At 35.2% G+C, this 25,883-nt stretch carries 19 protein-coding genes; 10 read left to right on the top strand and 9 right to left on the bottom strand.

The features are described from left to right. Positions 1-42 precede the first annotated feature (42 nt). From deoD to H3T83_RS10780, 8 genes are all read left to right on the top strand, one after another. Entirely contained in the window at positions 43-750 is a 708-nt protein-coding gene (gene deoD / locus H3T83_RS10815) for a purine-nucleoside phosphorylase (protein ID WP_065578223.1), read from the top strand. 32 nt (positions 751-782) lie between these two features. After that, positions 783-1,943: an MFS transporter TsgA gene (gene tsgA / locus H3T83_RS10810; RefSeq protein ID WP_198215757.1), complete on the top strand. Its 1,161-nt coding sequence runs from the start codon at positions 783-785 to the stop codon at positions 1,941-1,943. Between the two features lie 128 nt (positions 1,944-2,071). Beyond that, positions 2,072-2,764: a Crp/Fnr family transcriptional regulator gene (locus tag H3T83_RS10805; RefSeq protein WP_065578225.1), complete on the top strand. Its 693-nt coding sequence runs from the start codon at positions 2,072-2,074 to the stop codon at positions 2,762-2,764. A 281-nt stretch (positions 2,765-3,045) separates the two neighbouring features. Then, complete coding sequence (pyrG, locus tag H3T83_RS10800) at positions 3,046-4,677, top strand: glutamine hydrolyzing CTP synthase (RefSeq protein WP_065651651.1); 1,632 nt, start codon at positions 3,046-3,048, stop codon at positions 4,675-4,677. A gap of 54 nt (positions 4,678-4,731) precedes the next feature. Then, positions 4,732-6,033, top strand: coding sequence for a phosphopyruvate hydratase (gene eno, locus H3T83_RS10795; RefSeq protein ID WP_065578227.1), 1,302 nt, complete (start codon positions 4,732-4,734; stop codon positions 6,031-6,033). A 254-nt stretch (positions 6,034-6,287) separates the two neighbouring features. Continuing rightward, positions 6,288-7,232 carry a VirK/YbjX family protein gene (locus H3T83_RS10790; RefSeq protein ID WP_198215756.1) on the top strand — a complete coding sequence of 315 codons (945 nt, stop codon included), beginning with the start codon at positions 6,288-6,290 and terminating at the stop codon, positions 7,230-7,232. Positions 7,233-7,332: 100 nt separating this feature from the next. Further along, positions 7,333-8,241 (top strand): lysine exporter LysO family protein, encoded by a 909-nt coding sequence (locus tag H3T83_RS10785; RefSeq protein ID WP_198215755.1) that lies wholly within the window; start codon positions 7,333-7,335, stop codon positions 8,239-8,241. Positions 8,242-8,785: 544 nt separating this feature from the next. Continuing rightward, positions 8,786-10,639 (top strand): hypothetical protein, encoded by a 1,854-nt coding sequence (locus H3T83_RS10780; protein ID WP_198215754.1) that lies wholly within the window; start codon positions 8,786-8,788, stop codon positions 10,637-10,639. 375 nt (positions 10,640-11,014) lie between these two features. Here H3T83_RS10780 and H3T83_RS10775 read toward each other — a convergent pair whose 3' ends face one another. The 9 genes from H3T83_RS10775 to H3T83_RS10735 form a co-directional block, all read right to left on the bottom strand. Beyond that, positions 11,015-11,554: a methylated-DNA--[protein]-cysteine S-methyltransferase gene (locus tag H3T83_RS10775; RefSeq protein ID WP_232351163.1), complete on the bottom strand. Its 540-nt coding sequence runs from the start codon at positions 11,552-11,554 to the stop codon at positions 11,015-11,017. 299 nt (positions 11,555-11,853) lie between these two features. Continuing rightward, a complete protein-coding gene (locus tag H3T83_RS10770; protein ID WP_198215753.1) occupies positions 11,854-12,618 on the bottom strand; it encodes a histidine phosphatase family protein in 765 nt (254 codons plus the stop codon). A 12-nt stretch (positions 12,619-12,630) separates the two neighbouring features. Then, positions 12,631-13,971 carry an OprD family outer membrane porin gene (locus H3T83_RS10765; protein ID WP_198215752.1) on the bottom strand — a complete coding sequence of 447 codons (1,341 nt, stop codon included), beginning with the start codon at positions 13,969-13,971 and terminating at the stop codon, positions 12,631-12,633. Positions 13,972-14,146: 175 nt separating this feature from the next. Further along, complete coding sequence (locus tag H3T83_RS10760) at positions 14,147-14,968, bottom strand: histidine phosphatase family protein (protein ID WP_086361085.1); 822 nt, start codon at positions 14,966-14,968, stop codon at positions 14,147-14,149. A gap of 80 nt (positions 14,969-15,048) precedes the next feature. Next, positions 15,049-16,440 (bottom strand): glycoside hydrolase family 1 protein, encoded by a 1,392-nt coding sequence (locus H3T83_RS10755; protein ID WP_198215751.1) that lies wholly within the window; start codon positions 16,438-16,440, stop codon positions 15,049-15,051. A 3-nt stretch (positions 16,441-16,443) separates the two neighbouring features. Continuing rightward, a complete protein-coding gene (locus tag H3T83_RS10750; RefSeq protein WP_198215750.1) occupies positions 16,444-18,345 on the bottom strand; it encodes a beta-glucoside-specific PTS transporter subunit IIABC in 1,902 nt (633 codons plus the stop codon). A 158-nt stretch (positions 18,346-18,503) separates the two neighbouring features. Beyond that, complete coding sequence (gene licT, locus H3T83_RS10745) at positions 18,504-19,367, bottom strand: BglG family transcription antiterminator LicT (protein ID WP_198215749.1); 864 nt, start codon at positions 19,365-19,367, stop codon at positions 18,504-18,506. Positions 19,368-19,553: 186 nt separating this feature from the next. Next, positions 19,554-21,428: a molecular chaperone HtpG gene (htpG, locus tag H3T83_RS10740; RefSeq protein WP_198215748.1), complete on the bottom strand. Its 1,875-nt coding sequence runs from the start codon at positions 21,426-21,428 to the stop codon at positions 19,554-19,556. A gap of 275 nt (positions 21,429-21,703) precedes the next feature. After that, the gene (locus H3T83_RS10735; RefSeq protein WP_198215747.1) at positions 21,704-23,077 is read right to left on the bottom strand and encodes a sodium-dependent transporter; all 1,374 of its coding nucleotides are present in this window, start codon (positions 23,075-23,077) and stop codon (positions 21,704-21,706) included. 1,057 nt (positions 23,078-24,134) lie between these two features. On the opposite strand from H3T83_RS10735, the gene H3T83_RS10730 reads away from it, so the two are divergent. Together H3T83_RS10730 and H3T83_RS11465 are read left to right on the top strand one after the other, a co-directional pair. Then, positions 24,135-25,550 (top strand): hypothetical protein, encoded by a 1,416-nt coding sequence (locus H3T83_RS10730; protein ID WP_198215746.1) that lies wholly within the window; start codon positions 24,135-24,137, stop codon positions 25,548-25,550. Between the two features lie 171 nt (positions 25,551-25,721). Continuing rightward, a complete protein-coding gene (locus H3T83_RS11465) occupies positions 25,722-25,853 on the top strand; it encodes a hypothetical protein (protein WP_255518738.1) in 132 nt (43 codons plus the stop codon). Positions 25,854-25,883 lie beyond the last annotated feature (30 nt).

Here is a 25,883-nt window from a genome sequence, read left to right as displayed (position 1 = left end):
TTATTATAATTGGAGCAATTTATTTATTATTTAGGAAATATTATGACTGCACATATTAATGCTAATCCCAATGACTTTGCTCAAACCGTTATCATGCCCGGCGATCCTTTACGCGCAAAATTTATTGCAGAAAATTACTTAACCGATGTTAAAGAGGTTTGTAATGTACGTAATATGCTAGGATATACTGGATTGTATGAGGGCGTTGCGGTGTCAGTAATGGGGCATGGAATGGGGATTCCATCAATAACCCTTTATGCGCATGAATTAATTAATGACTTTAATGTTAAACGTATTATCCGAGTGGGTTCTTTAGGTGCCACACAGCAAAGCGTTAAAATGCGTGATGTCATATTAGCCGTGGCTGCGGGGACGGATTCAATGACTAATCAAAAAAGAGCGAATGGTTATAATATTGCCACATCGGCGACGTTCTCGTTATTACATCGTGCCTATGAAATGGCTAATACTATGGATTTACCAGTTAAAGTAGGTAATGTGTTTAGTGGCGATCTTTATTATGACCCTGATGAAACGTTGATTAGCACATTAGAAAAATCAGGGGTACTAGGAATTGATATGGAAGTTGCTGGTTTATATGGAATTGCGCAACAGTTTAATGTCGAATCGTTAGCCATTTTAACTGTTTCAGACCATTGTTTAACTGGTGAAGAGACAACGGCGGAAGAAAGGCAAATGACATTTAATAATATGATCAAACTTGCTTTAAACGTGGCTATTAAATCTTAATTGGTTATTTATTGCCTTTTTCGGATGGAAATATGAAAAATAAATTATCGCTCACACTTATTAGTTTTTTAGCTAACTTTATTATGGCTGGTTTTGCCTCTCAGTTTGGTATGCTAATAGAACCAATAGCGCAAAATTTTAATGCAGATGTAAACCGTGTCGCATTCATTTTTTCTTTATTAAATGGTGGGGCTTTAATAGGAACTATTTTGGCTTTCTTTTTAATCGATATTATTGGGATTAAACGAATTACCTTACTTAGTTATACAATTATTGTTATTAGTTCCTTTATTTTATATATCACCAACTCGCTAATAATACTTGAAGTTTGTATGACTTTGATAGGATTGTGTGGTGGAATAGGGTTGTGTATCGCGGGTACTATTGTGGTATCGACTTGGCAAGATAAGATACAAAGTACAATGTTAGTGGTACAAGATGCTACATTTAATATTGCTGGCATTATTTTCCCGCTAATCACTACCTATGCTTTAACTCATAATCTATCTTGGGCTAGTAGCTATTTAACGGTTGGAATAGTTGCAGTAGTGATGTTAATCATTATTTTATTTACTAATTTCGATTTAATTAATCAGCCTAAAGCAAAACAAGAGAAGCATCAGCGATCTGAATGGAACTTTGGTATTATATCTTCTGGTTTCGGTTTATTTTTGGCGATGTTAGCGTTATATACGTTTTTAACTTGGGCTCCTCTATTTGTTAGCCAAAAATTTTCAATTTCGTTTGAAGATGCAGGCAACATTATTACTCAATATTGGACAGCAGCCTTAATCGGAGCATTAGTTTCGACGGCGATTGTAACGCGAGTTAAAATTGAGCATTTTTTTATTTCTATCATTTTATTAGCCTTCATAATGACACTGATGATCGTCAATACTGAAAATATTGATTATATTGGTTACTATACTTATGGATATGGATTTGTATGCTCTGCTTTATATAACGCTTTTGTGGCTTATGGCGTGACCTTTGTAAAAAAAGCATCAAGTAAAAATGTTTCATTCATTTTAATTAGCGGTAGTGCTGGGGCTATGTTTAGTCCAGCTATAAGCTCGAAATTATATAACTATTTGGGTATTCAAATTATCATGAATGCGATACCTATACTTTATGCTGTTATTATTGTTATGTTGGTGATTTCAATTCTTTTAAAGAAAAGGGTCAATAATTAAAAATAATAGATTAGATTGAAATGGCATATCTTTTATTATTATTGACTATAATTGTACCAAATTAGAAAAAGATAACGCTGTAGATCATTAAGTATCTATACGTTATCCAATATTAATGTGTGAGTGATATGCAATTAAAATCATTAAATAAAGGTCGTTTTAGTCATTATTGGCAAGATAATAATAAGTTGTTTGCTTCAATTATTGAACAATGTATTGTTGAAAAAAAAATCGTAGATGAAAAAACTACGCTTTTTCGTCAAGGATGTAAAGTCGATAATTTAATTGTTGTTTATAATGGTACGATTTCAATACGTTATCAGGCCAATAATGGACGTCGATTTCATATAGGTACGGTAGATTGCGATGAGCATATATTTGGCGAAATGGAGTTCTTCACCAACTATCTATGTCAATTTGATATTATCGCCGAAGAAGCATTAACTATCGCTGTCGTTAGTATTGATAAATTATATCAATCATTACTTGAACATCCTAAATTAGCACTGTTTTTCGCTAGTGCTATTGCCTTTGATTATCAAGAAACCTTAGATATCTTCTTAAAAAGAACATTATATTCAATTTGTTACAACATTGCTTTTGATATGTATCAACATCACCTTAATATTCACCCGGTTAATAATTTTCAAAAAAACTATTTAGAAGCAGAACGTTTTGGTACTACTGACCGTGTTTATCGTCGTGCTGTTAATGAGTTAATTAACTTAGATATCGTACATAAAGTTGCAGGTAAATTAGAAATTAAAAATATCGATAACCTTAAAGAGTTTATCGAATTTAAGGGGAAATTCGCCAAGTAATTTAAATTATATCGTTAATCGCCAATAAAACGTTCTACTGAAAAAGATATCAAAAAAATATTAACTATATTGGGATTAATATTAGACGGATTATCTAAATAATAGATCTTATTTCATTAAGCAAAGTGAGTAACTTATCGATTAAACATAATTATTCAATTGTGAGCTAAGCCATATTCTGTTATACTATTTTCCCGTCTGATTCATCATATATTGCATTAGTTTTTATGGTTTAAACTTATGTGATATTGTTCAATTAAATTAATAATGGTCTGGTATTAATGGTCACGAATTATATTTTTGTAACAGGCGGTGTCGTTTCTTCTTTAGGTAAAGGCATTGCCGCAGCATCTCTAGCTGCAATTTTAGAAGCCCGCAATTTAAAAGTCACCATGCTAAAACTTGATCCCTATATCAACGTCGATCCGGGAACAATGAGCCCAATTCAACATGGTGAAGTTTTTGTGACTGAAGACGGTGCCGAAACTGATCTTGATTTGGGGCATTATGAGCGCTTTATTCGCACCAAAATGAGTCGAAAAAACAATTTTACCACTGGACGAATTTATTCTGATGTTTTACGTAAAGAACGTCGTGGTGATTATTTAGGCGCAACAGTCCAAGTTATTCCTCATATTACTAATGCGATAAAAGATCGTGTTATTGATGGTGCCAAAGGTTATGATGTCGCTATCGTTGAAGTTGGTGGTACTGTTGGTGACATTGAATCATTGCCATTTTTGGAAGCTATTCGCCAATTAGCGGTAGATGTTGGTCGTGAACACACATTATTTATGCACTTAACATTAGTTCCTTACCTTGCATCATCTGGTGAAGTTAAAACAAAACCAACTCAACACTCAGTGAAAGAGTTATTATCAATTGGTATTCAACCTGACGTATTAATTTGTCGTTCAGATCGGGCTATTCCAGCTAACGAAAGAGCTAAAATTGCGCTATTTTGTAATGTGCCTGAACGTGCGGTAATTTCACTTAAAGATGTTGATTCGATTTACAAAATCCCTGCATTATTAAAATCACAAAATTTAGATACTTTTGTGTGCAATCGCTTCCATCTTGAATGCAAAGAAGCGGATCTATCTGAATGGGAACAAGTGATTTACGAAGAAGCTAATCCAGTTGGTGAAGTAACTATCGGTATGGTTGGTAAATATATTGCTTTACCAGATGCTTATAAATCAGTGAATGAAGCACTAAAACACGGTGGTTTAAAAAATCGTTTAACCGTTCACATCCGTTACATTGATTCAGAAGATCTTGAATCTCGCGGCAGCGAAATATTACAAGGTTTAGACGCAATATTAATCCCAGGTGGCTTTGGCTATCGTGGTGTTGAAGGCAAAATTATGGCGGCACGTTATGCACGCGAAAACAAAATTCCTTATTTAGGTATTTGCCTTGGCTTACAAGTAGCATTAATCGAATATGCTCGTAATGTTGCTGGCATAAAAGATGCTAATTCAACAGAGTTTGTTAAAGATTGCGCAAATCCAGTAATTGCATTAATTACTGAATGGAGCGATGAATCAGGAAAAGTGGTTCAACGCAGTGAAGATAGTGATCTTGGTGGTACTATGCGTTTAGGTTCTCAAATTTGTCATTTAGAGCCTGATTCATTAGTTGCAGGTATGTACAAAAAAGAATCAATTACCGAGCGTCATCGCCATCGTTATGAAGTAAACAACAATTTATTACCAGAAGTGGTTAAAGCTGGATTAAAAGTAACAGGATTATCAACTGATAAAAAACTAGTAGAAATTATTGAAATTCCTGATCATCCATGGTTTGTTGCGTGTCAATTCCATCCGGAATTCACTTCAACACCACGTGATGGACATCCATTATTTAGTAGTTTTATTAAAGCTGCCAAAGATCATCAAGATCAGCAGTAAAAATAGTTTATATTTACATTATAGTTACATATCTGTCATATAGAGGAAAATAACATGGCAAAAATCGTTAAAGTACATGGTCGTGAAGTCATCGACTCTCGTGGTAACCCAACTGTTGAAGCTGAAGTTCATTTAGAAGGTGGTTTCGTTGGTCTTGCTATCGTTCCATCAGGAGCATCAACAGGTTCACGTGAAGCATTAGAACTTCGTGATGGTGACAAATCTCGCTTTTTAGGTAAAGGCGTACTTAAAGCTGTTGAAAACGTAAATGGCCCAATTGCTAAAGCAGTTGTTGGTAAAGATGCGTTAGATCAAGCAGCTATCGACCAAGTAATGCTTGACTTAGACGGTACTGATTTCAAATCAAACTTAGGTGCTAACTCAATTCTTGCTGTATCTTTAGCTACAGCTAAAGCAGCAGCAGCAGCTAAAGGCGTACCACTTTATCAACATATCGCTGATCTTAATGGTACTCCAGGTCAATACTCTATGCCATTACCAATGATGAACATCATCAATGGTGGTGAGCATGCTGATAATAACATCGACTTACAAGAATTTATGATTCAACCAGTTGGTGCTAAAACAGTACGTGAAGCAATCCGTATGGGTTCTGAAGTATTCCACAATTTAGCAAAAGTACTTCACGCTAAAGGCATGAACACTGCTGTTGGTGATGAAGGCGGTTTTGCTCCTAACTTAGGTTCAAATGCTGAAGCATTAGCTTGCATCAAAGAAGCAGTTGAAAAAGCTGGTTATGTATTAGGTAAAGACATTACTTTAGCGATGGACTGTGCAGCTTCTGAATTCTATAACAAAGAAACTGGTAAATACGTATTAAAAGGTGAAGGTAATAAAGAGTTCACAGCTCAAGAATTTACTCACTATCTAGAAGGTTTAACTGAACAATATCCAATCGTATCTATCGAAGATGGTTTAGACGAAAGCGATTGGGAAGGTTGGGCATACCAAACTAAAGCATTAGGTAACAAAATCCAATTAGTTGGTGACGATCTATTTGTAACTAACACTAAAATCTTCAAACAAGGTATTGAGAAAGGTATCGCTAACTCAATCCTAGTTAAAGTTAACCAAATCGGTACTTTAACTGAATCTATCGCAGCTGTTAAAATGGCGAAAGATGCGGGTTATACTGCGGTTATCTCTCACCGTTCAGGGGAAACTGAAGATTCAACTATCGCTGATTTAGCTGTTGGTTTAGCTGCTGGTCAAATCAAAACTGGTTCAATGAGCCGTTCTGATCGTGTTGCTAAATACAACCAATTAATCCGTATTGAAGAAGCTTTAGGTTCAAAAGCACCATTTAACGGTTTAAAAGAAGTTAAAGGTCAATAATTCGTTTTTATAAACGATGCCTTTTAATAAAACGGTGACTCAGTTCACCGTTTTTTATTGCTTATTTTTATTACTCAAGCGGTGACATACACCATAAGGGTTGCGTTGCTTTGGGTTGTGTTGTACTCTTAGGCACTTACGTTGAAATGGTGCCTTAAATTTGAAAATAATCATAAATATCTAATTGATAATTTATAATTTAACCACATATAACTCTTTTATATATTAACCAATACGAATACTTTTTTCTGCTTATGAATAATATTACGAATATGTCCCAGCCTAAAAGTAAATGGCAACTTTTTAACTGGCTTTGTTCAGGTAAATTACCACTTAACGAATTATGGCTTAAACCGACTTATCGTTATAAATTTTTTTTTCGAACTCTATTTTTAAGTCCTATTACGCTTAAATTATTAGACAAATTAAGACAATACAAGTTACTTGGTTACTATTTATCATGCCAAACTAATTTACCATGTAAACTACAACGACCTTATTTAGCTTCTTGTTTGAGTCAACAAGAGCGGTACGAGGCATTAGCTTATCATTATGATTTTTTAGCTAATCGTCCTGATAGCATGACAAAAGCCTTCTATAACTTAGATACTCCCTTTGAATTGGCTAGTATTAGGGCAAAAAATGACGCCAATATAAAAATTGCGATTCAAGCACGTAATAAATATGCTCGGGAAGGGGAACTCAGTCTCTATTTTTATGATAATGACGGCATTGATTTAGCAACGTTAACTTTTTCCATCGCTAAATATCAACAAAAGCCAACTCTTTTTATTTCCGGCTTACAAGGAACAGGGCATCATGAAGCTCGAACCCGAGTACAACAGGCAACAAAACAGTGCTATGGGCTTTTTCCTAAACGCGTGGCTGTTGAGGCAGCGTTAATTATTGCGAGTTATTTTCAACTTGAACAGATTATAGCGGTAGGTAATAAAACGCATGTCTACAACAACTGGCGTTATAACAGCCGACAAGAGAGAATCTTATCTGACTATGATGATTTTTGGTTAACCATTGACGGCAAACAAGACGAAAGATCGTTATTTATTTTACCAACACAAATTAACCGCAAATCACTTGAAGAGGTTGCCAGTAAAAAGCGTTCTGAGTATCGCAATCGTTATGCATTACTAGATGAGCTCAAGAACAATATTGAAACACAATTAGCATTATTAAAATAATCTTTTAATCTATCGCTTGCATTATATTGCAAGCGATATTAATCAAGATCCAAATCTATCTAATACTTTTAATATAAAAATGATAATTAAGGAATGAAATATGTATTTTGGTATTCTTATTGCTTTAGTACCGTTATGTTTAGGTTATTTGATTAAGTTCAAAGAGCAAAAATGGATCGCCAAAATAAACCAAGTCCTAAGCTGGATGGTCTATTTTATATTATTTATAATGGGAACCGAACTAGCTCATTTAGATAATCTTGCCGCTAATTTAAAAATTATCTTATTTTATACTGGTATTATTTTTATCTGCACTTTTGGTGGTAATTTCATTTTCTTAGCCCTAGTAGATATATTACTGCCATGGCGCACCACCCACAGCAGCCAAACTTATGAGTCACGATTTAAAATGATCTTGGAATCCTTGCGGGTCTGTATTGCATTGATAGCAGGATTTGTTGCAGGACTTTTTCCACTTTTTATTTGGCAATATAGTGAAGATATTACCAAAGTGGTTTTAGTATTTTTACTATTACTTATTGGTATTCAGTTACGTAGTAATAATATTTCGTTAAAACAGATTTTATTGAATAAAGTGGGTATTGCTACGGCCATTATTGTCATCCTAAGTACCTTTTTAGGTGGTATTATTGCCGCCTTGATATTGGCACAACCAGTGCGAGTAGGGTTGGCAATGTCATCAGGATTTGGTTGGTATTCATTATCGGGAATATTGATGACTGAAGCTCATGGTCCAATCATTGGTAGTGCTACTTTCTTAAATGACATTCTACGAGAATTATGTGCCATTATCTTAATTCCTACCTTAATCAAACGATATAAACTTACTGCACTAGGTTTATGTGGCGCAACTTCTATGGATTTTACCTTACCTATGCTGCAAAAAGGTGCAGGGGTAAGTATTGTACCACCAGCCATCGTGCAAGGTTTTTTATTAACGTTAATAATGCCAATATTTATGACTCTGTTTAATTCTGGATTATTCTAATTTTTTTCCTAAATTTAACTGGTGAGGTTGATAACTAATAATAGATAGTTTACTGGTGATTATCATTGTAACTATATGATGATTTAAATTTTCGACAGTAATAAAACTACATTATTAAAACTACATTATTAAAAGTTGAACATTGAATTATTAATCTATTTTAATAAAAAGTCTCTTTATCAACCAATTAATTATCTGATTAGCTTCTAAATGGTTAATTTTCAGAATTAGCATCAATTTGTCCTGTATTAAAAGCCTAAAAAAGTATTTTTTGTAGTTTAATATTAACTTATTAATCAACTGTGATAAAAATTTTTGCGCGGCAGTAACTAAAATTAGCAATATTTTAGTCTTTATTAAAGTCAGCTAAAACTATTTCAAATTTATAACATAAAATCAAAGCGTTTTAGTTAACTTTACTTTACATTATTTGACAAAATTTAACATTACAAAGTTTGATATGGCTAGTGATATTATTTATACTTTTTTTAGAAAATTGATTTTTCATAATAAAAAATATAATACTTTTACAAAGGATTGATACATGTTACCAAGTAGTTGTTCAGTAACTAAACATAAATTAGGATTATTTAACCGATTAATTGCTGCAATGTTAGCAATATATTTGCCTCAGAATCAACATTCATTTTTTTCTTTTAAAGATTTATTTACTGTTAACTTTTTGTTTTTTAAAGTCAATTTTATAAAATCTTTTTTTTGTTTAAAACCGATGCTAATAAGTGTATTGGTTATAAATAGTTTATTAACCATTTCCGTTAATTCCTCATATGCTTTAAATATAACTACAGTCAATACAATTTATGGTGGTGCACCATATCTTACTTATGATGGAGGTATCTCTAAAGTCGATAGTACGGAAAGTTTATTGGGTATCACTTTATCTGATGGTACAGTAATTAATGCTTCAAATGATGAATCAAGTCTTACTAATCCAATCGAGTTACCGAATCAAGGCGATACTTATGCGAGTATCCAGACCATCGTTCCGTTACCGCAGTCAGGCAATACTAATTACCCTAAAGTGAAAATGTCTGATTTACTCAAGTCACCGTATAACTATTTTGGTGATGATGATGGCGATGGTTACGACGATGTAACCGGTGAAGTTATAGCAACAGCGAGTGGTGATATAGGTGTTACATGGGAAAATATTAATGGCGTTGATGTGACAGACAAAGTTAAAAACAATGCCCATAGTAAATTTATTGAATGTGATGGTCCTTATAAATTAACCATAACCGCAAGTAATGGTGAATTAAAAACCCTATATGGTGAGCCGAATAAAAGTAGTTTTATGGGCGGTAGCCATAATTATTATATAAACCCTAAAGTCGAACCTCATGTCTGCTATGCTCAACCGAGTCTATTATATGATGATAGTACTGAAGCTATTATGACTGGTGGTATTACGTTGTTCGATAGGCCGGGATGGGATTCTGGTATAATTGACTGGATGTATAGAGGTTATCCAAGTAAAGGATTTAAGACTAATGGCGCACGAAACAGCGGTAATTATGATGGTGAAAATTCAGTTTATAACAATAATTTTCCTAGTACAGGCTCTAATGGATTATATTTTTATTTGTTATTGGCAGGAATAAGTCCAGAAGCGGTGATCGCGGCCAATGGTAGTAGCATAAGTGCTGTAGAAGGTGGTAATGTTAGATTAACCTTAAGTACGGGAATAACTGGCTGGCCTCATGATAATTGGTGGGGCTATGGCGAGCCTTATGGTGTACGACAGAAAGGTTTAAAGATAACTTTAACTGGTCCTCGCATAACATCTAATGATAAAAGTTTTAGTCCTTCTACATTTAGACTGTATGCAGATAGTGAAAAAAGTAAGATACTTTATGAATTTAAGTTGATGCGTTGGTATATTCCTACCGATATTGTTTATCAAAATATTAATACCAAAGAAGATTTATTGTTGTATCAGGCGAAAGGTCAAGATGAGTGTCGTCGTTTAGGTACAGGTTATCGGCTAAGTGAAATGCATGATTTGACCAATGATCTCTATTGGGAAATGATAGATGAGTCGTCTATTACAGGCACTGGGGCTGTTAATCCCGCATCTACAAACGCTATTCGCCAGTTGAGCTATCGTAAAGATGGCGAATGGTTCAGTGGAATAATCAATGAATGGGGATGTTTAGATAAAAGTAGCAGAAGGTGCCTTAATTATCCAGATAGTGATTGGTCGCATAGTAATTATTTAATTGCTACTTCAAAATCGAAGATAATTAAGTTTAAGAATAACAACTCTGACTATGACAAAGTGAGAGAACTAATTCCATCATTTGTTAATATGGATGCAGGTCACGTAGGATTATTAGAAAATTCATCAGACAATTATATAGCTTGTGTTTCACCTTAATAGCTATAAGAAGTTTAACAATTAAATTAAAATATTATCCATTGTATTGAGATTTATATGTAAGATTTTAAATAACTATTCGTAAAACATTAGTCTTACAATCTCAATATAAGGGGATATTGTTATAATAAAGAAAGTGTATTTTTACGCGTTTATAATGAGGGTAGCTTTATTGTTACTGAATTATAGATCATGAATTAAAAGTAAGATTTTCACAACAAAAAAATATGTTAATGATTGGATGGCAAGTTGTCGATTCTCAATAGAATAAGTTAAGCAAGCGTCTACCAAATGCGTTATTAACGGCATTTGACGCAGAATTATCGTCTACAACATACATGGTTAAAGTAAAATATAGAGTGTTTCAATTTTAGTTTAAATCGCTGTGCCTTTTTTAGGAGTGAAAAAATTTTGCATATCAACTTGTTCATGCTGCAAAAGCCAAATTTTTTTGTCAATTCCACCGGCATAACCAGTTAAGTTACCATTGGCGCCAATAACCCGATGGCAAGGAATAATAATTGATAACGGATTGTGACCAACCGCTCCACCAACAGCTTGACTGGACATATGTGGCTTATTACATTGCAATGCCACTTGTTTTGCGATATAGCCATAGGTAATGACTTCACCGTAAGGAATTTGCGCTAATATGTCCCATACCATATGCCTAAATGCGCTACCTTGAGGAGCCAGTGATAATTGCTTTATAGATGGTTTTTTGCCTAGAAAATAGTCGTCTAACCATTTTTTAGTCTGATTAAATATTGCTAAATTAGATTTTTCTTGTTTGACAGAATTAACAATTTGGCCAAAATATTTTTGTCCTTCGATCCAGGCACCAATTAATTTATTGTGTTGACTAGCTAAAGTTATCAATCCCATTGGTGACGAATAGTGGCTAATATAAAACATGAAAAATCCTAATATTACCGATTAAGCGATACTTTATTATAACCAGTTAATGTAATTTAAGTAGTAAAAATAGTTGTTTATTTTAGATTGTTCAATTCAGTAGTTATTAAAATTATTTTTGTTAACAAATTGATTAATAGAATATTATAAGACTATTACGAATGATGAGTATGAGTAAACTAACTTATTATTTTTATGTATTAATAGCGAAAGTAAAGTGATTAAACAAAGTAGAGTGAATACAATATGACTCAACAATAATAAAAAAAGACTCACGTTAGTGAGTCTTTTTGTAAAGATTATTTGCTAGCTTTGCCTTTTTCTACATAGCTCATATCGCCTAATGATTCAACGATAAATTTACCATCATCAGTATAACGGATTTTAGTTACGCTAGCGTTACCAAGTCCACTCGTGATTGGTTTGTCTAACATCTCTTCAACCATTGCCATAATAGCCATACCGTGAGAGACCACCAATACATTACCACCACCTTGTTCTTGAGCAGATTTAGCAATAGCCTTTAATGAGGCTTGCATACGAGTTTTAACAGCATTATAGTCTTCAGCTTGACCTGATTTCTCAACAGCTTTGATCGCATCCATCACCTTTTTAAGGTTAACTTTACCTTTAGCTAAATCAGCCATTAGGGCTTTGTCAGACTCATAACCTAGATGTTGTGCAGCTGGGTTCCACATGTTTGGATCAAGATCACCTTCAAAATCACCAAAGCAAGTTTCACGCAGGCTTTCCATTTCATTAATGTTTAATTTAGTTTGACCTTTAGATTCAAGTACGATTCTTGCTGTTTGTCTAGCACGACCAGAGTCACTTGAATATACCGAAATAAAATCAACATCTTTTAAACCTCGGCCAAGTTGCTCTGCAACTTCAATACCAGGTTTAGTAAGAGGCGTGTCTGACCATCCTTGAGCACGATGTACATTATTGAACATAGTTTTACCGTGACGAGTAAAATAGAGATTTACATCGGCAGCAAATGATTGCGCGATTGACGCTGTAAGAATAGCGGTTAAGCCAATAAGTTTAATAAGTTTTTTCATAGTTTCGTCCTTTTATAACAAGTTGAATCGATAATCAATAACGGTTTCTGCTGATAATGATGGTGAACGTTGCGCATGGCCGTCTCTCAATTTAGGGGTAATGTCTTTATTGCTCATGGTTTTATAAGACCAACCATAACCTAATTTTGACAAAATAGATAGATTTTTAAATGTTCCACTGGTTGGTTTCCAGATATTAAACACGTTGATTTCACCATTTTTTAGGGTTTCGTGTTTATAGTTAAATTCTCCATAGTTTAGATACAAACCTGTGGTGTTATCTTTAAAAAAGTCGTAACCTACTACACTAGATAATACGATTTCACCATCGCGCATATAGTCACCACCGGCTGCGGCCATACCGTTGTAGCGACCACGATTATTTTTACCTAAATGACGCCCATAAAAACCGATAGCGCCTTTGCGATTGGCGTCGGTATAAGCGATACCGAATTTGGCACTCCAGTCAGCTTCTTTCCATTCAACATCGGCTGCATAATGCCACGCGGAATCATCAAAATCACGCACGTTGGCTTTCATTTTGTCATGATTTTTAAGGGCAGTGCTACCGTAAATTTGTGAGCCGAAGGTGAGTTTATCCATCGGTTTATAAGCGAATTCGATAACATGACGTTTGATGTAGTCCTTAGCCACGCCGTAAGAGTAATCGAGTTTTAGTGCTTTATCGTTATAAGCAATACCTGCAGTTTTGATATTATCGATTTCGTGCTTTCTATCTATGCTGTAAAAATGTACTTTTTGCGATGATTCTCGCGGTAAGGCACTGTCGATATAGGCTAATGATAATGCAAAGTTTGCGTATTTTAATACGCCACTATATCCTAAATAACTATAGCGAGTTAAATGTTGTGACGAACTTATGACACCCATATCTTTTAAACTATGCCAACCAGCTTTACCATTAAAATTGACATCTTTATTGCCAAATTTGACTTTGGCATAACGTTGGGTAAATTTGTTAAATCCATGGGCATTATGTTTATTTGGTTTTTTACCTGTGTTATAAAGTAAGTTACGACTGGCAAAGTAGTCACTGGCTCCAAGTTTAATAACGTTGTCGTAAGTGAAATCGAATCCGAGGATATCTAACAAATAACCAGATTTGTAATTAAATGTGAATGCTTGACCCCATGCACTATGAACCTCTTTAGGCTGAGATGCGTTTTCTTTTATATATTTCCAATGATTACGTGTTGAAAATTCAAATTTAGTGTTTTTGAAAAAGGTATTATCAAAAAAGCCATTTTTATTATTCATTGAATTTGATTCAGCCGCAACAGCGGAAAAGCACATGATATTGAGTAGTGCTAGCGAAAGGTACTTTATTTTCATTGTTATATCCTATCTTTATTTTCCCAAAAAAAAACCTAAATACCGCCCACAAGCCTATCGGTTGGGCTGATATTTAGGTTTTGCCTGCCTAAGCAGTAACAATCCTATTTTACTAATTTAATTGCTAATCATGTAATTTTATTCAGATTATGGTTATTTGTTTTCCTCCAGTTGTTTATTTATTTAGTGATAATTTACCTTGATTAACATAGTCCATACTGCCAATTTCAACTACACTATATTTACCATTTTGATACACAATTTTAACCACGGTAGCATTGGACAATGGTTTGTTTTTATTTGGATTATCGGTTAAATCAGAAATCATAGCTTGCATTGACATACCGGATGAAATAGCCAAAATATTTTTTTGATGTTTATCCTGAGCTGTTTTTACAATGCTATGCAGAGCATTTTGGGTACGCTCTTTAACTTGGTCAAAATTTTCCGCTTGCTGTTTAGGATCACTCTTAGCGATGGCGTCAGTTAGAGTTGCCACGGGAATTTGTCCTTGCACATAACTTTTATAAAAGCTATCAACAGATTTAAAACCAAGAGATTTCATGGATGCAGATACCATCTTGGCATTGCTTCCTCCTTCAAATCCACCATAAAAGACTTCACGTAAACCTTTTAATTCTTGGATCTGGTAATCTTTAACCCCTTTTTGTTGTAACAAAACTTGCATTGTTTCACGCTGACGACCGGCATCACTGGTGTAATAAGCATCAAATTGAATGTGCTTATCTTTAAATCCTTCGCCTAAATAACGCGCAACTTCAATACCTTTATCAGTCAATGGTGAATCAGCCCAACCTTGTACAAGATCATAGGTATTAAATAAAGTTTTACCGTGTCGAGCAAAATAAATGTTAATAGCATCATCACTATTATTGCTTGTGGCATTATTTGCTTGAGTGCTACACCCGGTGGCTACCAGTGTTGTTAATAACAGTACACTAGAAGCGAATACTGCTTTAATTGTTTTATTTTTCATCTTTAGCCTCATATAGCATTGTCATTAGTATGATGAGTGAAATTACCGATAGGGCAAATGTAGACCTACCGGAATCATCATTATTTTAAATTAGCACCTTTCGATGAAATGACTGATTGATACCAATAAAAACTTTTCTTTTTATAGCGTTTTAACGTACCAGAGCCGTCTTGGTTTAAATCCACATAGATAAAACCATATCGTTTAGTTACTTCTGCTTTAGATGCACTAATTAGGTCAATTGGCCCCCAACTGGTATATCCCATCACTTCAACACCATCATTAATCGCTTCACGAATTTGCACTAAATGATCATTCATATAATTAATTCGATAGTCATCATTAATGGTGCCATCTGCTTCAAGCTTATCTTTAGCACCTAAGCCATTTTCAACAATAAATAGTGGTTTTTGAAAACGTTCATAAAGCAAGTTTAATAAGTAACGGATACCGATTGGGTCGATCTGCCAGCCCCATTCAGACGCTTTGAGATGTGGATTAGGTACCATATCAAGAATATTACCTTTTTGGCGAAGTGAGTCGTCAGCTGTACCACAACAACTCATGTAATAACTAAACGAGATAAAATCGATAGTTTCTTTCAAATCTTCACGGTCTTGATCGGTAATCGTTAATTCAATATTGTTTTCTTTAAAATAACGATTCATATAAGTTGGGTAATAGCCACGTGCTTGCACATCACCAAAGAACAACCAACCATGATTTTCTAAATGCGTTGCCCAAACATCTTCTGGTTTTGGACTAAGAGGGTAAGCGATAGCACCAAGTAACATATTACCAATTTTTGCATCGGGTATAATTTGATGACAAAGTTTAACAGCCTGACCACTGGCTACTAATTGGTGGTGAATAGCTTGATAGATTTCTGCTTTACTGCTATTTCTAGCTAAACCGACACCGGTGAATGGTTCATGTAGTGACATATTAATTTCATTGAACGTTAACCAGTATTTCACTTTATCTTTATAGCGTTCAAATACAGTTTTGGCATAGCGAGTAAAAAACTCAATCACTTTACGGTTTCCCCAACCACCATATTGAGTAACTAGGTAATAGGGCATTTCGTAGTGTGATAAGGTGACTAAAGGCGTAATGTTGTGTTTTAACATTTCATCAAACAGTTTATCGTAAAATGCTAAACCTTTTTCATTTGGTTGTTCTTCATCGCCATTAGGAAAAATACGTGTCCATGCGATTGATGTTCTTAAACAACTAAATCCCATTTCAGCAAACAGGGCTACATCTTCTGGATAGCGATGATAAAAGTCGATAGCCCGATCTTTAATACTAGTAATTTCAACATTATTACGATCAACTATATCGCCAAATAGACCATTAGGAGTACAGTCAGATGTTGAAAGACCTTTACCATCTTCGTTATATGCGCCTTCGACTTGGTTAGCAGCAATTGCGCCACCCCATAAAAAATCATTAGGAAAAGTATTAGCCATTTTTTACTCCTTGTTTGCACTTAACGCTAATAGTGCGTCACCATGTTGAATATTATCTTGATTAAATATGCACTGCACATCGATATAGTCATCACTGTTAGTGATAATGATTGGTGTGGTTACTTCAAAGCCTGCTTGTTTAATTGCTTCGATATCAAAGCTTACCAAGCGATCGCCTTTTTTCACTTTTTGGCCACTTTCTACATGAGCTTCAAAATGTTGGCCATCTAACTTCACTGTATCAATACCAATGTGGATAAGTATTTCTGCACCTGATTTAGTTTGGAAACCGATAGCATGTTTCGTTCTAAATAGTGACACAACTTCACCATCTTCTGGTGCGACGGCTTCGCCAATAGTTGGAATAATTGCAGCACCTTTGCCCATTAAACCACTCGCAAAAGTAGCATCATTAACCTCTTTTAAGTCAATAATTTGACCAGTTAATGGGCTGGCAATCGTGATTGTATTTACTTGTTCACCTATATCAGTTTGATTGCTGTTTGAATCACAATTTTCTGTTTCATTTCCATTATTTTGTTTTTTATCTTTTGGGATACCAAATAGATAAGTAACTAATGTTGATACTATAAATGAAATAAGTGAACCAAATACTACCGCATAAAATTTTTCATTAATGCCTGTAGGTGGAATTAATTGTAAAAATGAGAAGATACTAATAAAGCTGAATGAATAGATAACCGAATGATAATAACCAATAATACCACCACCAATCATTGCTGAAATACAGCCGATAATAAATGGTCGTTTTAATGGTAAGTTAATGCCATAAATAGCCGGTTCGGTTACCCCAAAAATTCCTGATAATACCGATGAACTTGCTAATGTTTTAACTTGTGGATCTTTGCTGCGCAACATAACCGCTAATACCGCACCAACTTGAGCAAATACCGCAGGGAATAAGATTGGGGTCATAAAATCTTCTTGATAAACCGAGATATTATTCATCCCAAATGGTACTAATCCCCAATGGATACCAAACACCACCATCACTTGCCAAAGAGCTGCTAAAATCATAGAAGCAATGACAGAGTTTAGTTGATAAACATAGATGATACCACTAGCAACTGCATCACTTAAAAATGACACAACTGGACCAATGACAGCAAAGGTTAGTGGTACGGTAATTATCAAACCAAATAACGGAGCAATAAACTTTTTGAATGAGTCATGCATGATTTTGTTTAAGTTGCGTTCTAATAATGAGTAGAACCATGCAGCTAAGATTATTGGGAAAACCGATGAAGGATAAGGGATTAATTTAATCGGAATGCTAAAAAATTCTGTCTGTAATTCAAATGCATTACCTAACATGCCAACCACACTAGGATGAACCAATGCACCACCTAATGCCATACCTACATAAGGATTACCACCGAATTTTTTAACCGCTGAAAAGCCTAGAATGATTGGTAAATAATAGAATGGGGCGTCTGCAATCGCATTTAAGAAGTTAAGGGTTGGTGAGCCGGCTTGAACAAGTTCCATAACCTGTAGTATTGCTACTATTCCTTTAAAAATACCACCAGCAACAAGTACAACTAGCGCAGGGATAAAGATACTTGAAACTAAATCAATCAGTTTTGATACAATACCTTTAGGTGCAGCGGATGGCGCATCGTTGGTCGATTTTTCATTAAGATTAGTAATATCCATAATCGCATTAAACACATCTGCAACACTGTTACCTATCACGACTTGGAATTGTCCACCACTTTGTACAACGGTAATAATACCCGCTTGTTTTTTCAAAAATTCAGCGTTTGCTTTTGATTCATCTTTCAACGCAAATCTAAGTCTAGTTGCACAATGTACTAGACTGGTAATGTTATCCTTACCACCTACATGCTCAATAATTACTTCGGCAAGTTGTTTGTTTTTCATAGCTTATCCTTATTTAAGCGCAAAAAAAAACCTAAACTCCCATTCCATTGAGAGTTTAGGTTTTGCTTGCATCAAAAAACAGTTGATGCAATAACAATCCAAAATTTTAGTATTAATTAAATTAACATAAATTTTATAATATTGTTGCAACTAGTTAATTATTTTGTGATTTCGATCACACTATTATTTTTTAGCTCGGCTCTTAATCTTTCAATATGAATAGTCAAATACAAACTTTCATCATCGGATAATGGATGCTGATATTGTTGGATTAAATGTAAGTCGATCTGTTTAGTACACAAATAGGCTTGTTCATATTTTTGCCGAATAATTTCATACAATGATGTGTCTTGTTGCGCTGGTTTGCCTTGACTCAAAATCCGATGCGCAAAAAACTTTAAATGCGTGACGAATCGTTGATAGGAAAGGCTGTTTTCATCATACTCAAATTTAAAATGGTATTTAACAATATTCAAAATTTCACGCATGATCTTCGTCATATTAACGATATTCGGCATGGTATCATTTAGTTGAGCATTGACTATATGAAAGGTAATAAAACCTGCTTCGTCTTCGGGCAGTTCGACGCCTAAACGCTGTTTAATCACCGATAAAGCATGTAAACCAATTTGATATTCATTTGGATAGAATTTTTTTATTTCCCAAATAAAATTATTCGGAATATCAAATCCCTGCTTATGCCTTTCAATAGCAAAATAGATATGATCAGTTAAAGAAATATAGATACTATCTTGTAATTTGCCACCTAACTGCTTCTTAGCATAATTGATAATGATATCTGAAGTTGTATGAATTTCGATAGGTATTTCCGAAAGCAACTCAGCAAACTTTGGCAGTATTTCTTGATTATTCAATGAAAACTGCTTTTCAATAAGTTGGGGGTCAATTTTGTCTCCTTCCCTTTTTTTAAATCCTACCCCACGTCCAGTAACAATTAATTCATTTCCCTTTGCATCTAATGTTACCACAACATTATTATTTAATATTTTATGAACTTTCATCTGTTACAGTCTAAATTAAAGGTTAGGTTATTATGTCTGGCTTAACAAAAATAGAAAGTAATAAAATGAAAAAGTGTGATAGGTATCAAAATTTGGCTTAAAAATTGTTGATTTTTTGCGGTAAAAAATAGCAATAAACCCGACAGGCAAGCCATGTCGGGTTGAAAATTAGGAATTGAAAATTAATTATTGAGCAAGTAATTTATTCATAGTCTGAATAAATTTGCTTGGATCACTTAATGATCCTTTTTCAGCAAGAAGCGCTTGATCTAACAATAACTCAACCCAGTCACTAAATGTTGTTTCATCTTGAGTATTAGCGATGCGTTTAACTAATAGATGATCAGGATTAATCTCAAATGTATATTTGATCTCTGGTGCTTTTTGTCCTGCTGCAGCAAATAATTTAGCCATTTGGGTAGACATTTCGTCAGCAGCTGTTGTTACAATTGCCGGTGTATCAGTTAAACGATGGGTTAATTTAACCTCTTTAACTTTGTCTGCTAATACTTTTTTCACTCGTTCAATAAATGGCTCAAGTTCTTTTTCAACTTGTTTTTGTTCATCACTATTTTGATCGGCTAATTTCTCGATTGATTCGTCAGATTTACTGATAGATTGGAACTGTTTACCTGCAAATTCAGTTAAATTGCTCATCATCCATTCGTCAATACGATCAGAAAGTAATAATACCTCGATACCTTTTTTACGGAATAATTCAAGGTGAGGACTATTTTTGGCTGCGCCATAACTATCGGCAGTAATGAAGTAGATCTTCTCTTGACCTTCTTGCATACGGCTGATGTAATCATCTAATGATACGCTCTGTACCTCGCTATCACTGTTAGTGGTAGTAAAGCGTAATAACTTAGCAATAGACTCACGATTGCTAAAATCTTCACCAGTCCCTTCTTTTAAAACCAGACCAAATTCACTCCAGAATTGTTGATATTGTTCTTTGTCATCTTTAGCAAGTTTATCAAGCATCTGTAAAACACGCTTAGTACATGCATTGCGTAAATTCTGGGTTACCTTGTTATCTTGCAGGATTTCGCGCGAAACATTTAATGGTAAATCATTAGAATCAATTAAACCTTTTACAAAGCGTAAGTAATTTGGCATAAATTGTTCTGCATCGTCCATAATAAAAACACGTTGCACATACAATTTTAAACCGTGTTTATTGTCACGATTCCACATATCCCATGGCGCTTTAGATGGAATATAGAGCAAACTAGTATATTCTTGTTTACCTTCGACACGGTTGTGACTCCAGCTTAGCGGATCGGCAAAATCGTGGGAAATATGTTTATAGAACTCTTTATATTCTTCATCAGTTACTTCTGATTTGCTACGCGTCCAAAGTGCTTGGGCCTTATTAACTTTTTCCCATTTAACTTCTTTGCTTTCTTCATCAGTAGTTTGTACTTCAACTGGTAAAGAGATATGATCGGAATATTTGCTAATAATTGAACGTAAACGCCAATCATCTAAAAACTCTTTTTCATCATCTTTTAAATGTAGGGCGATTTCAGTACCACGTGTTTCTTTATTGGTATCAGAAATGGTGTATTCACCTTCACCAGCAGATTGCCACATAACAGCTTCATCGGCTTTGGCTGTTGCCGCACGAGTTGTAACAGTAACATTATCAGCAACAATAAACGCTGAGTAAAAACCAACCCCGAATTGACCAATAAGTTGACTATCTTTAGCTTGATCACTACCAATTGATTCTAAAAATGCTTTGGTGCCTGATTTAGCAATTGTTCCTAAATTCTCAATGACTTCATCACGAGTCATACCAATACCATTGTCGGCAATGGTTAAGGTGCCGGCTTCTTTGTTGGTTGAAATACGAACCCCAAGCTCGGCATCACCAGCGTATAAATCAGGATTTTCAAGTGCTTTAAAACGAAGCTTATCAGCTGCATCTGAAGCATTTGAAATTAATTCTCTTAAAAAAATCTCTTTATTAGAATATAAAGAGTGAATCATTAAATGAAGAATTTGTTTAACTTCGGATTGAAATCCACGTGTTTCAGTTCCTTGCTTACTCATTGACTAATACCTCAGCTATATTTGCAAATTCAATTAATATTAACCACAAAACGTTCATCTTATTAATGCGATAAATAAAATGTTATCTTGTTAATATTAACTGATTAACATTGACATAATGATTTGATTAATTGTTGTATCGTTATATGGGAATAAAAAAGACAATTTCAAGTGAGGGGATTAAGATAACTAATTAATTGCTGATTTTTTAGTTATTATGGCAATAAAAAAAGCCCTGATATTAATCAAGGCTTTTAGATTTAGTAATAAGTTAATTATCGAGTTTCTGGTAAAAATCCACAAACTAAAATAACTACTACGGCTAAAGGAATGATGACGCGAGTCAAGATTGACCATACACCAAACCAGAAATTGCCTAAATTCAATTCTTTGCGAATGATTTTTTGGTTCATCATCCAAGCACCAAAGATTACAGTTCCTAATCCAGTCACAGGTAACATAATCTTACTAGTTAGATAGTCGAGTAAATCGAAAATATTTTTACCAAATAACGTCACATCTGACCATTCATTAAAGGATAAAATACAAGCAATACCTAATGCCCAAATTAATACACTACTTACCACTGTTGCAGTTTTACGACCCATAGGTGTTTTCTCTTCTAACAGCTCTACAGTTGGTTCAAGTAATGAAATTGATGAAGTTAAGGCAGCAAAAGTTAGGAAGATAAAGAATAAACAACCTAAAATTGAGCCAGCAGCCATATTACCAAAGGCAATTGGTAAGGTAACAAAAATAAGACCTGGACCCGCTCCAGCTTCTAAACCATTAGCAAATACTAACGGGAAGATCGCCATACCAGATAACATGGCTACAATTACGTCTAAAATAACCACGGTGCGGGCAGTAGATAGTAAATTCACATCTTTACCAAGATATGAACCATAAGCCATCATAATCCCCATACCTAATGATAAGCTGAAGAACGCATGGCCTAAAGCAGCTAAAATAGCGGTACCACTTAATGCTGACCAATTAGGGGTGAATAAAAAGTTAAACGCAACGCCAAATGATGGGCCACTAACAATAGCGGCATAACCAACTAGAATTAAAAGCAGTAACCCTAAGCCAGGCATCATAACTTTACAAGCACGCTCTAAACCACCACCAACACCCATTGCAACAATAATGGTATTAGCTGCCATAAATACGGTATGCCAAGTTAAAAGACTACCGACATCGCTAAGGAAACCACTAAAAATTTGCCCAGTAGCAGCACCATCAACACCATTAAAGGTGCCATTGATAGCTAAAAAGATATAATCAGTCGCCCAGCCACCAATTACACTATAAAAAGAAAGAATTAAAAACGAGCCAAGTACGCCAATAATACCAACCCAGCGCCATAATTTTGAGCGACCTTCTGATGCCGCAACATCTTCCATGGTATGTATTGGGTTTTTTTGTCCGCGACGGCCGATTAACCATTCTAAAACTAAAATTGGCAAGCCAATGACAAACATAAATAGTAAATAGGTCAGAACAAATGCTGAACCACCCATTTCACCAGCCATATATGGAAATTTCCATATATTACCTAAACCCACAGCAGAACCGGCAGCTGCAAGCATAAATCCCATGCGAGAGCTCCACTGTGAATGACTTTTCTTCATAGTACCTGTACTCATGAATCTATTTTCCCTAGAGTTATGATTAAATATTTAACTTTAGTATCAGCAAAAGCCTAACTATTTTTTTATTAGATAAATAAAGCGCTAAATCATGCCATGAAATAAGTCTATAAACAAGAAGACATTATCATTAATAACGATAGCCAATAAAAAAATTAAATCGTTAAAGTTAGGTTTAATCGTGTTTTGAAGTGATTTACTGTAAAAAAAGAGCAATAAAAATTTTGAGGAACGGGGTTTTTAAAGCCTAAATCCCGCCAATAAATCGCTAACGTTAGTTATAACATCAGCTATTACTGATAATAAACGTTTATTTTTATAAATTAGTTTAGTGCTTCTTATTTAGCGACATTCGCAACGTGCTGACAACTGAGTGAGGTTAGCATGGCAAACAGGGATGTTTGCCAAGGCGGTGCTTTGTCAGGAACAAATCACAGCCGGTGCGTTAAGAGCGAACGAAGGCGGAAGGCAGTCACAGCGTGACCACTTGCGTGGTCGCCGCGGGAGATTGTAAAGAGGGTTGGCGGCAACCCTCTTAACTCGGACGTAATCACCGTATAGAAACAACCACAAAACAACAAACGTCCGAAACTCAAACAACCAAAAAATTTTGAGGAAAGGGGTTTTTAAAGCCCAAAAATCCGCCAAAGCTTCTCCGAAATAGGTTTTAAGGGCGTAATTAAAACGTAATATTACATTCACCTTTACAAAAGTTAACAATTAAACCATCAAAAAAAGTTGCATGGATTTTAGCAATCACTATACTTTTATAGCATATTTATACGAATGGATAAATTTTATGCCGTTAGGCTTAAAATTTTAAATAAATCATAAAATTGGATTGACAAGGACATCTGATATGGATTATAATTTTCAACACACAACACACAACACACAACACACAACCTGCCCAACCTATAATTTCACCTTTCTAAAGTTAAGCTCACATCGTTTATTATTTAACCACAGTTTATTATTTCAGCAATTTCCGAAATTTCCGCAATTCCGGCAAAATTTTTCAAGATTTCTTGGTTTAGTCTTTTTATCTCGGCCGATGGTTTTGGTATTAACCATGGTTGTTTTACAGTCTATCTCTTTTGCTAACTATGCATTAACCACAAAAACGACCAATATTATTTATGGCTCAGCACCTTATTTAACCTTTGATGGTGGTCGTACCCGGGTAACAAATACCGCAGCGCTACTCGGGATATCCCTTTCTGATGGTAGAAAATTTACTCCGACAACCAATAATTCGAGTTCAACTAATCCTATCGAGTTACCTGTTATTGGTCAGAGTTTTAATGATATTGGTATGTTAGTACCAACGGATACTAATTCTATTGCGTTAAGTTCACTTATTGGCACACCGTATAATTATTGGGGAGATGATGATGGCGATGGTCAGGGGATTGATGGTATCACCGCTACCGGTAGTTTAAATTTATCGATTGTTGATAAAAATAATCGAGCTGTTACCCGTAATAAAGTACTGACTATTTGTAATTCGCCATATAAATTAACCTTATCTAGTTATGGAGGTAGATTAACAACACGTTATGGGGTACCTAATGAAAGTCGTTTTACGGCAGATAATGCCACTTATTATATTAATCCTAAGGCATCATCGCCAGTGATTTGTTATGCAAGACCTGACGTGACCAACGATTATAGTGGGCTTTCTGCTGCCGTTTGGGAAGGTCGAAGGGGTTTTCTAACCCAGTCAGTTACGCCATCGTCTTATGGTTTAAACTTCCCGACTACTGGTGCTAATAATTTGTATTTTGATTTAGATATTGGTGGTAGTAATCAGGCCTTATCTTGGGCTACGGTTTCTCATGGTGGTATTACGGCGACGATGACCGATTCAACAAATACCAGCGTTAAAGTCACCCTAACTGGTCCTGCCGTTACAGACCCTAATCAATGGGAATCAGAAAATCCAGATAGAATCGACAGACCATCTTTACCGCAGGTATTTGAGTTAGTCGGTCGTGATAGCAGTGGTAATGCGGTGGTCAAATATGGATTTGTGTTAAAGCAGTGGTTTGTTAATCGTGGTAATGCTTGGGTTAACTATTCTAGTGTGGAATCTTGGTGTAATAAGATTGGAGGATATCGTCTCCCAAATGTCAGGGATTTAACTAATGCGTCTTGTCGGGCAAATAGATATAGTCCAGAAGTCATTTGTAACGGTGTAGTAGATGCAACACCTTCATCTGGTGGTTTTTATAAAAGGCGTCACATTGATGCAGGATTTTTCACGGAATGGGGGTATATGTGCAAATACAGGGGTGCCAACTTTCCCTGCGAAACCAGACTCGTTGGGGGATATGAGTTTGGTTATTGGACGCAAGATAGGAGGGGGGATATTCCTCGAAGGTTTTGGTATGTTACCTCGGAGGGTGGTTATATGGCTAGCAAGATCAGGGATATCGACAAAAGTGGTGGGCTCTGTGTCTATCCCTAACTATTATTTCTTAGTCCTTAGGTATTGAAGCTGAGGATAAGAAAAATAACGTTAGGACATTAAAGAATCATTGCCCAGCCAAGGCAATGGCGTTGACGTTAACGAAGTGGCGATAAAAAGCGATTTTGTGGTGCGACATTCGCAACGTGCTGACAACTGAGTGAGGTTAGCATGACAAACAGGGATGTTTGCCAAGGCTGTGATTTGTCAGGAACAAATCACAGCCGGTGCGTTAAGAGCGAACGCAGAGGCGGAAGGCAGTCACATCGTGACCACTTGCGTGGTCGCCGCGGGAGATTGTAAAGAGGGTTCGCGCCAACCCTCTTAACTCGG

Origin of the sequence: Gilliamella sp. M0320 (assembly GCF_016101635.1) — a bacterium.
GTDB lineage: Bacteria > Pseudomonadota > Gammaproteobacteria > Enterobacterales > Orbaceae > Gilliamella > Gilliamella apis.
The sequence above is the reverse complement of the archived record's forward strand: the minus strand, read 5'-3'. Positions and strand labels throughout refer to the sequence as shown.

What these genes read in the sequence shown, in the direction of transcription:
- H3T83_RS10735 (WP_198215747.1), bottom strand. Translation starts at nt 23,077, where the DNA reads ATGAGTACAGGTACTATGAAGAAAAGTCATTCACAGTGGAGCTCTCGC.
- tsgA (WP_198215757.1), top strand. Translation starts at nt 783, where the DNA reads ATGAAAAATAAATTATCGCTCACACTTATTAGTTTTTTAGCTAACTTT.
- H3T83_RS10765 (WP_198215752.1), bottom strand. Translation starts at nt 13,971, where the DNA reads ATGAAAATAAAGTACCTTTCGCTAGCACTACTCAATATCATGTGCTTT.
- H3T83_RS10770 (WP_198215753.1), bottom strand. Translation starts at nt 12,618, where the DNA reads ATGAAAAAACTTATTAAACTTATTGGCTTAACCGCTATTCTTACAGCG.
- H3T83_RS10790 (WP_198215756.1), top strand. Translation starts at nt 6,288, where the DNA reads ATGAATAATATTACGAATATGTCCCAGCCTAAAAGTAAATGGCAACTT.
- pyrG (WP_065651651.1), top strand. Translation starts at nt 3,046, where the DNA reads ATGGTCACGAATTATATTTTTGTAACAGGCGGTGTCGTTTCTTCTTTA.
- H3T83_RS10785 (WP_198215755.1), top strand. Translation starts at nt 7,333, where the DNA reads ATGTATTTTGGTATTCTTATTGCTTTAGTACCGTTATGTTTAGGTTAT.
- H3T83_RS10775 (WP_232351163.1), bottom strand. Translation starts at nt 11,554, where the DNA reads ATGTTTTATATTAGCCACTATTCGTCACCAATGGGATTGATAACTTTA.
- H3T83_RS10760 (WP_086361085.1), bottom strand. Translation starts at nt 14,968, where the DNA reads ATGAAAAATAAAACAATTAAAGCAGTATTCGCTTCTAGTGTACTGTTA.
- H3T83_RS10755 (WP_198215751.1), bottom strand. Translation starts at nt 16,440, where the DNA reads ATGGCTAATACTTTTCCTAATGATTTTTTATGGGGTGGCGCAATTGCT.
- htpG (WP_198215748.1), bottom strand. Translation starts at nt 21,428, where the DNA reads ATGAGTAAGCAAGGAACTGAAACACGTGGATTTCAATCCGAAGTTAAA.
- H3T83_RS11465 (WP_255518738.1), top strand. Translation starts at nt 25,722, where the DNA reads ATGACAAACAGGGATGTTTGCCAAGGCTGTGATTTGTCAGGAACAAAT.
- licT (WP_198215749.1), bottom strand. Translation starts at nt 19,367, where the DNA reads ATGAAAGTTCATAAAATATTAAATAATAATGTTGTGGTAACATTAGAT.
- H3T83_RS10780 (WP_198215754.1), top strand. Translation starts at nt 8,786, where the DNA reads ATGTTACCAAGTAGTTGTTCAGTAACTAAACATAAATTAGGATTATTT.
- H3T83_RS10730 (WP_198215746.1), top strand. Translation starts at nt 24,135, where the DNA reads ATGGTTTTGGTATTAACCATGGTTGTTTTACAGTCTATCTCTTTTGCT.
- deoD (WP_065578223.1), top strand. Translation starts at nt 43, where the DNA reads ATGACTGCACATATTAATGCTAATCCCAATGACTTTGCTCAAACCGTT.
- H3T83_RS10750 (WP_198215750.1), bottom strand. Translation starts at nt 18,345, where the DNA reads ATGAAAAACAAACAACTTGCCGAAGTAATTATTGAGCATGTAGGTGGT.
- H3T83_RS10805 (WP_065578225.1), top strand. Translation starts at nt 2,072, where the DNA reads ATGCAATTAAAATCATTAAATAAAGGTCGTTTTAGTCATTATTGGCAA.
- eno (WP_065578227.1), top strand. Translation starts at nt 4,732, where the DNA reads ATGGCAAAAATCGTTAAAGTACATGGTCGTGAAGTCATCGACTCTCGT.